The organism is Neorhizobium populisoli, from assembly GCF_019430945.1.
Taxonomy (GTDB): domain Bacteria; phylum Pseudomonadota; class Alphaproteobacteria; order Rhizobiales; family Rhizobiaceae; genus Neorhizobium; species Neorhizobium populisoli.
Genome location: NZ_JAHYCB010000003.1, coordinates 316,028 through 328,850 on the forward strand (window position 1 = coordinate 316,028; position 12,823 = coordinate 328,850).

General features: G+C 59.9%; 11 protein-coding genes. 3 read left to right on the top strand and 8 right to left on the bottom strand.

Annotated elements, in window-relative coordinates:
- Positions 1-30: 30 nt before the first annotated feature.
- Genes KX729_RS09490 through gltB form a run of 4 tightly spaced genes read right to left on the bottom strand, consistent with a single transcriptional unit; the run spans position 31 to position 6,934 of the window.
- Positions 31-1,485 (bottom strand): glutamate synthase subunit beta, encoded by a 1,455-nt coding sequence (locus KX729_RS09490; protein ID WP_219742191.1) that lies wholly within the window; start codon positions 1,483-1,485, stop codon positions 31-33.
- Between the two features lie 21 nt (positions 1,486-1,506).
- Entirely contained in the window at positions 1,507-1,893 is a 387-nt protein-coding gene (locus KX729_RS09495; RefSeq protein WP_312990670.1) for a type II toxin-antitoxin system VapC family toxin, read from the bottom strand.
- A gap of 8 nt (positions 1,894-1,901) precedes the next feature.
- Complete coding sequence (locus KX729_RS09500; RefSeq protein ID WP_219742193.1) at positions 1,902-2,174, bottom strand: antitoxin; 273 nt, start codon at positions 2,172-2,174, stop codon at positions 1,902-1,904.
- Between the two features lie 59 nt (positions 2,175-2,233).
- Complete coding sequence (gene gltB / locus KX729_RS09505; protein WP_246617534.1) at positions 2,234-6,934, bottom strand: glutamate synthase large subunit; 4,701 nt, start codon at positions 6,932-6,934, stop codon at positions 2,234-2,236.
- A gap of 500 nt (positions 6,935-7,434) precedes the next feature.
- Here gltB and KX729_RS09510 point away from each other — a divergent pair, with 500 nt between their 5' ends.
- Positions 7,435-8,487, top strand: a complete 1,053-nt coding sequence (locus KX729_RS09510) for a threonine aldolase family protein (protein WP_219742195.1) — start codon at positions 7,435-7,437, stop codon at positions 8,485-8,487.
- 66 nt (positions 8,488-8,553) lie between these two features.
- Here KX729_RS09510 and KX729_RS09515 read toward each other — a convergent pair whose 3' ends face one another.
- The 3 genes from KX729_RS09515 to KX729_RS09525 form a co-directional block, all read right to left on the bottom strand.
- Entirely contained in the window at positions 8,554-8,865 is a 312-nt protein-coding gene (locus KX729_RS09515) for a HigA family addiction module antitoxin (RefSeq protein WP_219742196.1), read from the bottom strand.
- Between the two features lie 31 nt (positions 8,866-8,896).
- Positions 8,897-9,181 (bottom strand): type II toxin-antitoxin system RelE/ParE family toxin, encoded by a 285-nt coding sequence (locus KX729_RS09520; RefSeq protein ID WP_219742197.1) that lies wholly within the window; start codon positions 9,179-9,181, stop codon positions 8,897-8,899.
- 94 nt (positions 9,182-9,275) lie between these two features.
- On the bottom strand, positions 9,276-10,133 hold the full coding sequence (locus tag KX729_RS09525; RefSeq protein ID WP_219742198.1) for a LysR family transcriptional regulator: 858 nt from the start codon (positions 10,131-10,133) through the stop codon (positions 9,276-9,278).
- A gap of 89 nt (positions 10,134-10,222) precedes the next feature.
- Here KX729_RS09525 and KX729_RS09530 point away from each other — a divergent pair, with 89 nt between their 5' ends.
- On the top strand, positions 10,223-11,221 hold the full coding sequence (locus tag KX729_RS09530) for a bile acid:sodium symporter family protein (protein WP_219742199.1): 999 nt from the start codon (positions 10,223-10,225) through the stop codon (positions 11,219-11,221).
- Positions 11,222-11,224: 3 nt separating this feature from the next.
- On the opposite strand, the gene KX729_RS09535 is transcribed toward KX729_RS09530, so the two are convergent.
- Positions 11,225-11,800, bottom strand: coding sequence for a TetR/AcrR family transcriptional regulator (locus tag KX729_RS09535; RefSeq protein WP_219742200.1), 576 nt, complete (start codon positions 11,798-11,800; stop codon positions 11,225-11,227).
- 99 nt (positions 11,801-11,899) lie between these two features.
- On the opposite strand from KX729_RS09535, the gene KX729_RS09540 reads away from it, so the two are divergent.
- Complete coding sequence (locus tag KX729_RS09540) at positions 11,900-12,742, top strand: SDR family oxidoreductase (RefSeq protein ID WP_219742201.1); 843 nt, start codon at positions 11,900-11,902, stop codon at positions 12,740-12,742.
- The last annotated feature ends 81 nt before the right edge of the window (positions 12,743-12,823 follow it).

The following is a 12,823-nucleotide window of genomic DNA, read 5'->3' on the forward strand; positions in this document are numbered from 1 at the left end:
ACTCAAACGTCAACGATGCCTCTCAAAAATTCACCGCGGCAGAACCGAGCTTCCCATCAGCGCCTCGTCGATCGCCCGCGCAGCCTGTCGGCCTTCGCGGATCGCCCAGACCACCAGCGACTGGCCACGGCGCACGTCGCCTGCCGTCCAGAGCTTGTCGACTGAGGTCTTGTAATCTTTTTCGTTGGCGATGACGTTGGTCGAGCCACGCCGATCTACATTGAGGCTGAGCTTGCCGTCGAGTTCCTTGACCATGCCGTCCATCAGCGGGCCCGAGAAACCGATGGCGATGAAGGCGAGGTCAGCCTTGATGATGAAATCCGTGCCGGCGATCGGCTTGCGGCGCTCATCGACTTCGCAGCAACGCACGCCGGTGAGCTGACCGTCTTCGCCGATGAATTCAAGCGTTGCCACTTGGAATTCGCGCACCGCACCTTCTGCCTGCGAGGACGAAGTGCGCATCTTGGTGGCCCAGAACGGCCAGACGGCAAGCTTGTCTTCCTTTTCCGGCGGCTGTGGGCGGATGTCGAGCTGGGTTACCTTCACGGCACCCTGGCGGAAGGCCGTACCGACGCAGTCGGACGCCGTATCGCCACCGCCGACAACGACGACATGCTTGGCACCCGCCAGGATCGGCTCGGCTGCCCAGGCGACGCTGTCGATGTTCTCGCGACCGATGCGGCGGTTCTGTTGCACGAGGTAAGGCATGGCATCGTAAACGCCGTTGAGATCGGCGCCCGGAATGCCGGCCGGACGCGGGGTTTCCGAACCGCCGCAATAAACGACCGCGTCATGTTCGGCGATCAGCTTTTCAGCCGGGATATCGACACCGATATTGGCGCCGTAATGGAAGGTCACGCCTTCGCCCGTCAACTGCTCGACGCGGCGGTCGATGAAGTTCTTCTCCATCTTGAAGTCCGGAATGCCGTAGCGCAGCAGGCCGCCGGCCTTGGACTCGCGCTCATAGACATGCACTTCGTGGCCGGCGCGGGCAAGCTGCTGCGCCGCCGCCATGCCTGCCGGACCGGAACCGATGACGGCAACCTTCTTGCCCGTCTTCACGGTGGCCGGCTGCGGCACGATGTAACCCAGCTCATAAGCCTTGTCGGCAATTGCTTGCTCGACCGTCTTGATCGCCACCGGCGTGTCTTCGAGATTCAACGTGCAGGCTTCCTCGCAAGGCGCGGGGCAGACGCGGCCGGTGAATTCCGGGAAGTTGTTGGTGGAATGGAGGTTACGGATCGCCTCCTCCCACTTGTTGTTATAGACGAGATCGTTCCAGTCCGGGATCTGGTTATGAACCGGACAGCCGGTCGGACCGTGGCAATAGGGAATGCCACAGTCCATGCAGCGCGCCGCCTGCTTGGTGACTTCCGCATCCGACATCGGAATGGTGAATTCGCGGAAATGGCGGATACGATCCGACGCCGGCTGATACTTCGCCACGCTGCGGTCGATTTCCAGAAAACCCGTTACCTTGCCCATGTCTAAACCTCTACTTTGCCGCTACCGCAGCCAGTTCTCAATCTTCAATCCCGGCACGCGGGAAAACTCTTTCTCGTTGTCCGTCACCAAGACCGCATCCAATGCCAAAGCATGAGCAGCGATCCAGAGGTCGTTCGGACCGATATTATTTCCTTGTCTCAGCGCCAGCCGAATATCGGCATAACGCTGGTCGGTCGGCAGATTGAGCGGCGCCACGTAGAACCGTCGCGTGACAGCAGACACCTTACGCGACAATTCTTCCGACCCGTTCTTCTTGACGCCGTACCAGACCTCACCATGGGTGATGATACTGATGAAGACGTTTTCTTCTCCCACTTCAGCTAACCGCTCGAACACCCTCCCGCGAGGATCACGAACGATGGCTGAAACGATGTTGGTATCAAGCATGAAGCGCATCACAGGTCGATCTCGTGAAGCGGCGCCAGGTCGTCGTCGCTCGCGACAAAATCTTCCCCAGTCCAAGCTTCAGCCTGCCTGAGATAGTCGATCAGCCCAGCTGTGATCGCCGTTCGAACGAGAATCGAACCATCGGGCTGCTTGACCATCACGACCTTGTCGCCATCCAGATCGAACTCTTTCGGTATCCGTACTGCACGACTGCGACCATTTTTGAAGATACTGACGGTAACGCCACCATCCTCTCGAGACTCCCTCAAATGTTCGTTCATCGCACCCTCCGCTACTGTGATATGCCATCAGCATATCACAGCCTCAGAGCCTGTTAAAGTCACTCGGCCGCGATACCCATCCGCATGCGTTCCATCTCGACCAGCGCGCGGCGATATTCGACCGGCATGACCTTGCGGAACTTCGGGCGGAACTCGGTCCAGCGATCAAGGATGTCCTTGGCGCGGGTGGAGCCCGTGTAATGCATGTGGTTGGAGATGAGCTGGTAGAGGCGCTCCTCGTCGTGGCGCGTCATGTCCTCGGAAACGTCGACACGTCCCTTGTGCATGATATCGCCGCCACGATGGTGCAGCTTTTCCAGCATGTCGTCCTCTTCCGGAACCGGCTCGAGTTCGACCATAGCCATGTTGCAGCGCTTGGCGAAATCGCCCTGCTCGTCGAGCACATAGGCGACGCCGCCCGACATGCCGGCCGCGAAGTTGCGGCCCGTTTCGCCGAGCACGACGACGATGCCGCCGGTCATGTATTCGCAGCCGTGGTCGCCCACGCCCTCGACGACCGCAATCGCACCCGAGTTACGCACCGAGAACCGCTCACCGGCCACACCGCGGAAATAGCACTCGCCGGTCGTCGCGCCGTAAAGCACGGTATTGCCGACGATGATGGAGTTCTCAGCGACGAGCTTCGAGTTTTCCGGCGGGCGCACGATGATGCGGCCGCCCGAGAGACCCTTTCCGACATAGTCGTTTCCGTCACCAACCAGATCAAAGGTGATGCCGCGGGCAAGGAAGGCGCCAAACGACTGGCCGGCCGTACCCGTCAACGTCACGTGGATCGTATCGTCCTTCAGACCCTTCTGATTCCAGCGCTTGACGACCGCACCGGAGAGCATCGCACCGGCGGAGCGGTCGACGTTCTTGATCGGCACTTCGATGACCACCGGTTCCTTGCTTTCGATCGCGGCTTGCGCCTTCTCGATCAGCTTGCGGTCGAGAATGTCGTCGATCGGGTGCTTCTGGCGCTCGGTCCAGTAGGTGGCAGCCTTCGGAGCTTCCACCTTGTGGAAGATCTTCGAGAAATTGAGACCCTGGGCCTTCCAGTGCGCCAGCATGTCGTCCTTTTCCAGCATGTCGGAAAGGCCGATGATCTCGTCGAACTTGGTGAAGCCGAGCGATGCCAGGATTTCGCGCACTTCTTCGGCGACGAAGAAGAAGTAGTTGATGACGTGTTCCGGCGTGCCCTTGAAGCGCTTGCGCAGGACCGGATCCTGCGTCGCCACGCCCACCGGACAGGTGTTGAGGTGGCACTTGCGCATCATGATGCAGCCGGCGGCGATGACCGGAGCCGTCGCGAAGCCGAATTCGTCGGCACCGAGCAGCGCGCCGATGATGACGTCACGACCGGTCTTCAGGCCGCCGTCAACCTGCAGGGCAATGCGCGAACGAAGGCCGTTCAGCACCAGCGTCTGCTGGGTTTCGGCAAGGCCGATTTCCCAAGGCGAACCGGCATGCTTCAGCGAGGTGAGCGGCGACGCACCCGTGCCGCCGTCGAAGCCCGCAACCGTGATATGGTCGGCGCGCGCCTTGGCGACACCGGCCGCAACCGTGCCGACGCCGACTTCCGAGACGAGCTTGACGGAAATATCCGAGGTCGGGTTGACGTTCTTCAGGTCGTAGATCAGCTGCGCCAGATCTTCGATCGAGTAGATATCATGGTGCGGCGGCGGGGAGATGAGGCCGACGCCCGGCGTGGAGTGACGGGTCTTGGCGACCGTCGCATCCACCTTGTGACCAGGCAGCTGACCACCTTCGCCGGGCTTGGCACCCTGCGCTACCTTGATCTGCAGCATGTCGGCATTGACCAGATATTCGGTCGTAACGCCGAAGCGGCCGGAGGCAATCTGCTTGATCGCCGACCGCTCGGGGTTCTGCGAACCATCCGGCAGCGGCATGTAGCGGTCGCTCTCTTCGCCGCCCTCGCCGGTGTTCGACTTGCCGCCAATCCGGTTCATGGCGATGGCAAGCGTTGTATGCGCCTCGCGGCTGATCGAGCCGAAAGACATCGCGCCTGTCGAGAAACGCTTGACGATATCGACGGCCGGTTCGACCTCGTCGAGCGAAACCGGCTTGCGGCCGATCTGCTCGGCGCTCTTGATCTTGAACAGGCCGCGAATGGTGTTCATGCGGACCGCCGTCTCATTCACCATCTCGGCGAATTCGCGGTAACGGTCCTGGCTGTTGCCGCGCACCGCATGCTGCAGGGTCGCGACGACATCCGGCGTCCAGGCATGGCTTTCGCCACGCATGCGGTACATGTATTCGCCGCCGATATCGAGCGTCGAAGCCAGAACCGGGTCCTTGCCGAAGGCAGCCTTGTGACGGGTGAAGGTTTCCTCGGCGATCTCGTTGAGGCCGATACCTTCGATTGACGTCGCCGTGCCGAAGAAATACTGGGCGACCAGTTCCGACGACAGGCCGACCGCGTCGAAAATCTGCGCGCCGCAATAAGACTGGTAGGTCGAAATGCCCATCTTGGACATGACCTTCAGAATGCCCTTACCGACCGCCTTGATGTAGCGGTAGACGATTTCGGTGGAATCGACTTCCTTCGGAAACTCGCCGCGCATGTGCATGTCGGTCAGCGTGTCGAAGGCGAGATAGGGGTTGATCGCCTCCGCGCCGAAGCCGGCGAGACAGCAGAAGTGATGGATTTCGCGCGGTTCGCCGGATTCCACAACGAGGCCGACCGAGGTGCGCAGGCCCTTGCGGATCAGGTGGTGATGCACAGCAGCGGTCGCGAGCAGCGCCGGAATAGCGATGCGGTCCGGACCGATCTGGCGGTCGGAGAGCACGATGATGTTGTAACCGCCCTTGACCGCAGCCTCTGCGCGCTCGCAGAGACGATCCAGCATTTCCGGCATGCCTTCGGCGCCGCGCTCGATATCGTAGGTGAAGTCGAGCGTCTTGGTGTCAAAATGGTCCTCGACATGGCCGATGGAACGGATCTTTTCGAGATCGCCATTGGTCAGGATCGGCTGGCGCACTTCCATGCGCTTTGCCCGCGCCATGCCCTCATGGTCGAGAATGTTCGGCCGCGGACCGATGAACGACACGAGGCTCATGACGAGCTCTTCGCGGATCGGGTCGATCGGCGGGTTGGTGACCTGCGCAAAATTCTGCTTGAAATAGGTGTAGAGCAGCTTCGACTTTTCCGACATGGCCGAGATCGGCGTATCGGTGCCCATCGAGCCGACAGCTTCCTGACCCGTCGTCGCCATCGGCGACATCAAAATCTTGGTGTCTTCGCTGGTGTAGCCGAAGGCCTGCTGGCGATCGAGCAGCGAGACGTCGCGGCGCAGCGCACGCGGCTCCACCGGCTTCAGGTCCTCGAGAATGATCTGGGTGCGGCCGAGCCATTGCTGGTAGGGATGCTTGGTCGCAAGCTCCGTCTTCAGCTCGTCGTCCGAGATGATCTGGCCCTTGTCCATATCGATCAGCAGCATCTTGCCCGGCTGCAGGCGCCACTTCTTGACGATGCTCTCTTCCGGTACCGGCAGCGTGCCGGCTTCGGAGGCGAGAATGACGCGGTCGTCATCGGTGACGAGATAACGGGCCGGACGCAGGCCGTTACGGTCGAGCGTCGCGCCGATCTGCTTGCCGTCGGTGAAACAGACGGCGGCCGGACCATCCCACGGCTCCATCAGGGCCGCATGGTATTCGTAGAACGCCTTGCGCTCCTTCGACATGGACTGGTTGCCCGCCCACGCTTCCGGGATCAGCATCATTACGGCATGCGCCAGCGAGTAACCGCCGCGCTGGAGGAACTCAAGCGCGTTATCGAAACAGGCCGTATCCGACTGGCCCTCGTAGGAGATCGGCCAGAGCTTGGAAATGTCGTCACCGAAGAGCGGCGAGGAAACCGACGCCTGACGCGCCGCCATCCAGTTGACGTTGCCGCGCAACGTGTTGATTTCACCGTTATGGGCGACCATGCGATATGGGTGCGCCAGCTTCCACGACGGGAAAGTGTTGGTGGAGAAACGCTGATGGACGAGCGCCACCGCCGTCTCGAACCGAGGATCGGCCAGGTCCTTGTAATAAGCGCCGACCTGATAGGCCAGGAACATGCCCTTATAGACGATCGTCGAGGACGACAGCGACACCGGGTAGAAGCCGGTCTCCTGGCCGCCGAACTGGTCGTAGATGCGGTTCGAGATCACCTTGCGGACGAGGAAGAGCTTGCGCTCGAAATCGTGGTTCGTCGCGGCATCGCGGCCAGCGCCGATAAAGACCTGCAGGTGATAAGGCTCGGTAGCAGCGATTTCCGGCGCCTTGGAGAGCGATGAGTTATCGACCGGTACGTCACGGAAGCCGATGAACTGCTGGCCTTCTTCGGCAATCGTCTCGACGATGACCTTCTTGAAATGCTCGATCTGCTCGGCATCGCGCGGCAGGAAGAAGTGACCGACAGCATATTCGCCGGCCTTCGGCAGAGTGACGCCCTGCTTGGCCATCTCCTCGCGGAAGAAACGGTCTGGGATCTGCACCAGAATTCCCGCACCGTCGCCCATCAGCGGATCGGCGCCGACAGCACCGCGATGCGTCAGGTTTTCGAGGATGAACAGGCCGTCCTTGACGATCTGGTGCGACTTCTTGCCCTTCATATGGGCGATGAAGCCGACGCCGCAGGCATCGTGCTCGTTGCGCGGATCATAAAGACCCTGCGCGGCCGGAATGCCGGAGGCAACAAAAGGAACGCTGGCTTTGGTCTCAGCGGAGACCGGGGCGTCAGCGCCTTGCATCTCGGAGATCATCTTCGTCATCGTCATTCCTCCTGTTGGCCGCATCCAGCGCGGGCAAAGTGGCTCTTCAATATCTCTTACGGATGACAACAAGGCCGCCATCCCTCATTCATGCGATGGCGCCGCTCCAGCGTCAGCTGCAGCTCTGCGGCGCAGCATAACCCGGATCGGCACTCAGGTCATCGGGGAAGAGCATCAAACTTGACTCTCAAAGCCCAAAATTAGGACAGCATGTCTGTCCTAATTCCCACTTTCTATCGCACAGTTTAGAAAGCTTAACAAGAGCGAGTTTTGAAAATCCCGAGGCGGGAACGACAGGAGATTGCGAGAAAATTCGTAAGCGCGAAATTTAATTACCGGATGACGCTCACGATATTCAAATGATTGCCGCGAAGATAGGTCCGCGGCGCAGCGCGCGTTTTCGCCCGTTGATTACTTGATCAAAAGCCTTAATGTCCGGCTCGCGTTTTCACACTGCAATCCTTCCAAGGTGTCCTTTCATGTTTTTTGCTTCCGACAACTGGGCCGGCGCCCATCCCGCCATCAATGACCGTCTTTCCAAGGAATCCAACCGCTTCGCGGCAGCCTATGGAAACAGCGATCTCGACAAGGCAGTCGAAGCGCGATTTGCCGAAGTTTTCGAACATGACGTCTCCGTCTTCTTCGTCTCGACCGGCACGGCCGCCAACTCCCTGTCGCTGGCCAGCGTCGCCCGCATCGGCGGCGTCGCGTTTTCCCACTCGGAAGCGCATGTGATCGAAGACGAACTGGGCGCCCCGGACTTCTTCTCGGGCATGCGCATCATCCCGGTCGAAGGCGAAGACGGCAAGATGGACCCGGCCAAGCTGACCGCCAAGATCGCAGGCTTCCCGCAGGACGCGCTGCATCACGGCCGCGCCGCCGCCATCACCATGACCCAGGCGACAGAACTCGGCACCGTCTACAGCCTGGCGGAAACCGCCGCGATCACCAAGATCGCCAAGGATAACGGCCTACCTGTTCATATGGACGGCGCCCGTTTCGCCAATGCCGTCGTCGCACTCGGCGCAACCCCTGCCGAAATGACCTGGAAGAGCGGCGTCGACATCCTTTCCTTCGGCGGCACCAAGAACGGCTGCTGGTGTGCCGAGGCAATCGTCTTCTTCAACAAGGACCTCGCCAAGGACTTCGCCTTCATCCGCAAGCGCGCAGCCCAGCTTTTCTCGAAGACCCGCTTCATCTCCGCCCAGTTCGACGCCTACCTGACCGACGACCTCTGGCTCCGCACGGCAGGCCATGCCAACACCATGGCCGACCGCCTGCGCGCCGGCATCCGCTCGCAGAACAGCGCACGCCTCGCCTGGAACACCACGTCGAACGAGATCTTTGCCGTGCTGAACAAGGCTTCGGCCGAAGCCGCAGAAGCCAAGGGCGCCAAGTTCTACGGCTGGCCGACCCCGCTCAACATGGCGGAACCGGTGAAGGAAGACGAGACGCTGATCCGGTTGGTAACGTCGTTTGCGACGACGGAAGAGGATGTCGATCAGTTCCTGGCAATCTGCAAAGCGGGATGAAGTCCCCGGCTTGCTGCGTCACGATCGATATGGCCCGTTGTCATTGTAACGAGCCATATCGCCTCCTCAAGCAGCAGCGTCGATCTTAAGCTCAGGTATCGCCGCGAGTTGATCCTTAAGCGCCTCGGCTCCGATCTTGAGATCGTAGCTTGCTTGCATGTTCATCCAAAACTGCGGAGACGTCTGAAAGAACTTCGCCAACCTAAGGGCCGTGTCAGGCGTAATGCCATTCTTTTCAGCAATGATGCGTTCGATTCGCGTGCGCGGGACGCCAAGCTTTTTCGCAAGAACATAGGAGGTCATGTTGAGAGGAGACAGATATTCCTCACGCAATATCTCGCCAGGATGAATAGCGGGAAGCAGGGAACCAAGTGCCATTTGAAACCTCCTTGTTTCTAGGGGTGCATTATCAGTCGTGATAGTCGACGATTTCCACATTTTCGGGACCGGCTGGCGTCCAGACGAAACAGACGCGCCACTGGTCATTGATGCGAATAGAGTGCTGGCCTTTTCTGTTTCCCTTCAGAGCCTCCAAACGATTGCCGGGAGGAAGCCGCAGGTCGGACAGTTGGGTAGCGTCATCCAAAAGTGAAAGCTTGCGTTGAGCGGCGCGAACCAAATCTGCCGGGAAGCCTTTTGGTGCGACCCCAAGGGCCACTTTTTCCGTCAAATCCGACCTATGGGAAATGATCATCAAACAGCTCCAAGCATTGGTATCATAGAGAGATACCAATGAAGATCAAGAGGCGGTATCATCGAATGATACCAGATCACCACGAAGACGTAGCTTAAACCACCCGCTGCGGCGCGATCTTCGCCACGATCAAATTCGACAGCGCCTCCACGAGTGCCGCGTCCGCCCCACGCCTCGGCACCAGCACGAATTCCACATCCTCCAGAACCGGCAACCTTTCAGCCGGAATTTCCTTCAGCCCGGTCGGCGCCATACTGCGTGGCTGCACCAGTACGCCCATGCCCGCCCTGGCCGCTGCCGTTAGCCCGCTGAGGCTGCCGCAGGTGCAGACGATTCGCCACGACATCTTTTCCCGGTCGAGCGCTTCCTGCGCCACGCGCCGGGTGATCGACGGTGGTGGAAAAGCAATCAGCGGCAAGGCATCACCGCGCGCCAAGACATGTTCCGGATCCCGCGCCAGCCAGACCAGCGGCTCGCGATACAGCAGCCGCCCATGGGTTTCGCCGAGATGCCGCTTGGCGAGTACGAGATCGAGATCGCCGACATCCTGCATCTGGTAAAGCACGGCCGAAAGCGCCACCGTCAACTCCAGATCGACCAGCGGATAAAGCCGGATGAAGTCTTCCAGGATGGACGTCAGACGGTTTGCCACCACGTCTTCCGAAACCCCGAGCCGCAGCCGACCGCGCAGCCGGCTTTCCCCGAATAGCGAAGCCACCTTGCCGTTGAGATCCAGCATGCCGCGCGCGTATCCCAGCAGCGCCTCGCCCTCCGCCGTCAGCCGCACCTGATGCGTATCGCGAAACACGAGCTGCTTGCCGAGCGATTTTTCCAGCCGCTGGATATGCTGCGTCACGGTCGATTGACCGATGCCCAGTCGCGACGCTGTTTCTGTAAAACTGCCCGTCTGTTGCAGCATGACGAAACTGCTGAGATGCGATAGATTCAACATGCCTATCGGCTTTCGTAATAACTGTTAGTGTTTGCATCCTGCTTCATGATAAGCGAGATGGGAAGCCTCAAATTCGAGGAATCCCGTCCATGAGCCGCTTCCTGCCAGACCGATTCACGGTCCTCCTGATCTGCACCGTCATTCTTGCATCCGTCCTGCCGATTCACGGCATCTATGCGGAATGGTTCGATGTGGCGACCGACATTGCTATTGGCCTCTTGTTCTTCCTGCATGGCGCCCGCCTGTCGCGCGACACGGTCGTTGCCGGCATCCTGCACTGGCGCCTGCACCTGACCATCCTGCTGACGACGTTCGCGATCTTCCCGATTCTCGGGCTGATGATCGGCTTCATTCCGGAAAGTGTGCTGGCCGCCCCGCTTTATATGGGCATTCTCTTCCTCTGCGTGCTGCCGTCCACCGTGCAGTCGTCGATCGCCTTTACTTCCATGGCCGGCGGCAATGTCCCGGCGGCGATCGTTGCAGCGTCTGGATCCAACATCTTCGGCATGTTCCTGACACCTCTGCTGACCGGTCTTCTGCTCTCGACCACCGGCAATGGCGGTTTTTCCTGGGATGCGATGCAGAGCATTCTGCTGCAGCTCCTGCTGCCCTTCGTCGTCGGCCAGATCCTGCAGCCCTGGATCGGCAACTGGATCCGTTCGAAGAAGAAGATCCTCGCCCCGGTCGACCGCGGCTCGATCCTGATGGTCGTTTATCTCGCCTTCTCGGAAGCGGTGATGGAGGGTCTGTGGCATACGTTCTCGGCCACTGATATCGCCGTCGTCATCGTCGTCGACATGGCGCTGCTCGCCGTCGTTCTCTGCATCACCATGTTCGGCGCCCGCCTGCTCGGCTTCAACAAGGAAGACGAGATCACCATAACCTTCTGCGGTTCGAAGAAGTCGCTGGCAAGCGGCGTGCCGATGGCAAATGCCATCTTCGCCAACCAGTCCTCCTCGATCGGCGCGATCGTGTTGCCGCTGATGCTCTTCCACCAGATCCAGTTGATGGCCTGCGCGGTGATCGCCCAGAAATACGCCAATCGGCTGAAGCTGAAGGATACGGCGGCCGCCCAGGCCGCCGCCTGATCCTCAGCGTCCAGTCTTGTTTGCGGAAAGAAGCCGGACAGCCTCGGAGATATGGTCTCTCAGACGCTCCGGCTTTTCTTTTGCATCCGGGTCAAGCCCGCCTCCGAAGGCTCCGGCCGCCGTCCAGGCGGTGGCGAGCGTCATGAGTGACGTCAGCAGGAATGCGGGCGGCAAAGCGCCGTTCAGTTCACCGCGATCTTGAGCGGCCTTGATCTGCTTTATCTTTGCGTCGGCCGCCTCCTGTCGAGCCGGCAGCCCGTCCGGTTTTTGTTCGAGATTGAACCAGGCCATCAGCCGCATGACCTCGGGGTTTGCCATCGCAAAATCAAAAACTTTTGCGGCATAATCGGGCAGGTCATCGGGTGTAAACGGCACCGCTTCATAGGCGCCGGTCAGATTTTTGCTGAGAACTGCGGCAAACAGCCCATCCTTGCTGTCGAAATAAATGTAGATGAGGTTCTTGTTGCAGCCCGCGGTCTTGGCAATCCGGTCCACCCGCGCACCGGCAATGCCATAGGCGGAAAATTCCGCAAGCGCCGCATCCAGTATCTTTTCCCGCGTCGCCTCCGCATTGCGCATCGACAGCCTCCGATTCTTTTTTAAATCCTAGCAATTGACTAAACGGTTAGACAGGTCCATTTTATAACTAACAAGTTAGTTATAAAATGGAGTATAAACATGTTTCGTAAGACCTGGTTCATCACCGGCGCCAACAGCGGTTTCGGCCGTCTGATGGCGGAACAATTGCTGTCACGCGGTGATCGCGTGGCGGCTACGCTTCGAAAAATGGATGCACTCGACGACCTGAAGACCCGATACGGCGACAACCTTTGGCTGGCCGAGCTCGATATGACCGATCTGTCGAGGGTTCGCTCGGTCGTCGATCGCGCATTCACCGAACTCGGATCGATCGACGTGATCGTCAGCAATGCCGGTTACGGCCTGTTCGGTGCGGCGGAAGAACTGACCGACGAACAGGTCGATCACCAACTCGCTACCAATCTGGAAGGCCCTATCCGGCTGATCCGCTCCGCGCTGCCGCATCTGCGCGCCCAGGGTGGCGGGCGGATCATCCAGATTTCCACGTTTGGCGGCCAGGCGACGCTTCCGGGCGGCTCGCTTTACCATGCCGGCAAATGGGGTATCGAAGGTTTCTGCGATGCGGTGGCGCAGGAAGTCGCCCCCTTCGGTATCGACATGACGATTGTCGAGCCGGGCGGTGCCCGAACCAATTTCCGCTTCGGCAGCGCCCGGGTCGGGCCAGCGCTTGAGGCCTATGAAAACACCCCTGCCGGCATGACCCGAAAGATCCTTGCCGACACCTCGCGGCTGCCGATCGGCGATCCGGCAAAGATGGTCGAGTTTATCATCGAAAGCGCCAATCAGCACCCGGCTCCCAGGCGCCTGGTGCTGGGCAGCGATTCCTACATGATGATCGAGCGCGCCCTGTCTGAAAGGCTTGAAGCCATCCGGGCCCAGAAGGAGATCGCGTTTTCTACCGATTTGCCTCCGGGCGTGTGATTAGCGCATACAAAAACGGCCCCTCCCCGGAGACCAGGAAAGGGCCGTTTGCGGCTTGCAGTCTTTGCCAGTCGACGACCC

Excerpts from the sequence above, each read along its gene's own strand:
- KX729_RS09490 (WP_219742191.1), bottom strand. The coding sequence starts at position 1,485 with ATGGGCAAGGTAACGGGTTTTCTGGAAATCGACCGCAGCGTGGCGAAG.
- KX729_RS09495 (WP_312990670.1), bottom strand. The coding sequence starts at position 1,893 with ATGCTTGATACCAACATCGTTTCAGCCATCGTTCGTGATCCTCGCGGG.
- KX729_RS09500 (WP_219742193.1), bottom strand. The coding sequence starts at position 2,174 with ATGAACGAACATTTGAGGGAGTCTCGAGAGGATGGTGGCGTTACCGTC.
- gltB (WP_246617534.1), bottom strand. The coding sequence starts at position 6,934 with ATGCAAGGCGCTGACGCCCCGGTCTCCGCTGAGACCAAAGCCAGCGTT.
- KX729_RS09510 (WP_219742195.1), top strand. The coding sequence starts at position 7,435 with ATGTTTTTTGCTTCCGACAACTGGGCCGGCGCCCATCCCGCCATCAAT.
- KX729_RS09515 (WP_219742196.1), bottom strand. The coding sequence starts at position 8,865 with ATGGCACTTGGTTCCCTGCTTCCCGCTATTCATCCTGGCGAGATATTG.
- KX729_RS09520 (WP_219742197.1), bottom strand. The coding sequence starts at position 9,181 with ATGATCATTTCCCATAGGTCGGATTTGACGGAAAAAGTGGCCCTTGGG.
- KX729_RS09525 (WP_219742198.1), bottom strand. The coding sequence starts at position 10,133 with ATGTTGAATCTATCGCATCTCAGCAGTTTCGTCATGCTGCAACAGACG.
- KX729_RS09530 (WP_219742199.1), top strand. The coding sequence starts at position 10,223 with ATGAGCCGCTTCCTGCCAGACCGATTCACGGTCCTCCTGATCTGCACC.
- KX729_RS09535 (WP_219742200.1), bottom strand. The coding sequence starts at position 11,800 with ATGCGCAATGCGGAGGCGACGCGGGAAAAGATACTGGATGCGGCGCTT.
- KX729_RS09540 (WP_219742201.1), top strand. The coding sequence starts at position 11,900 with ATGTTTCGTAAGACCTGGTTCATCACCGGCGCCAACAGCGGTTTCGGC.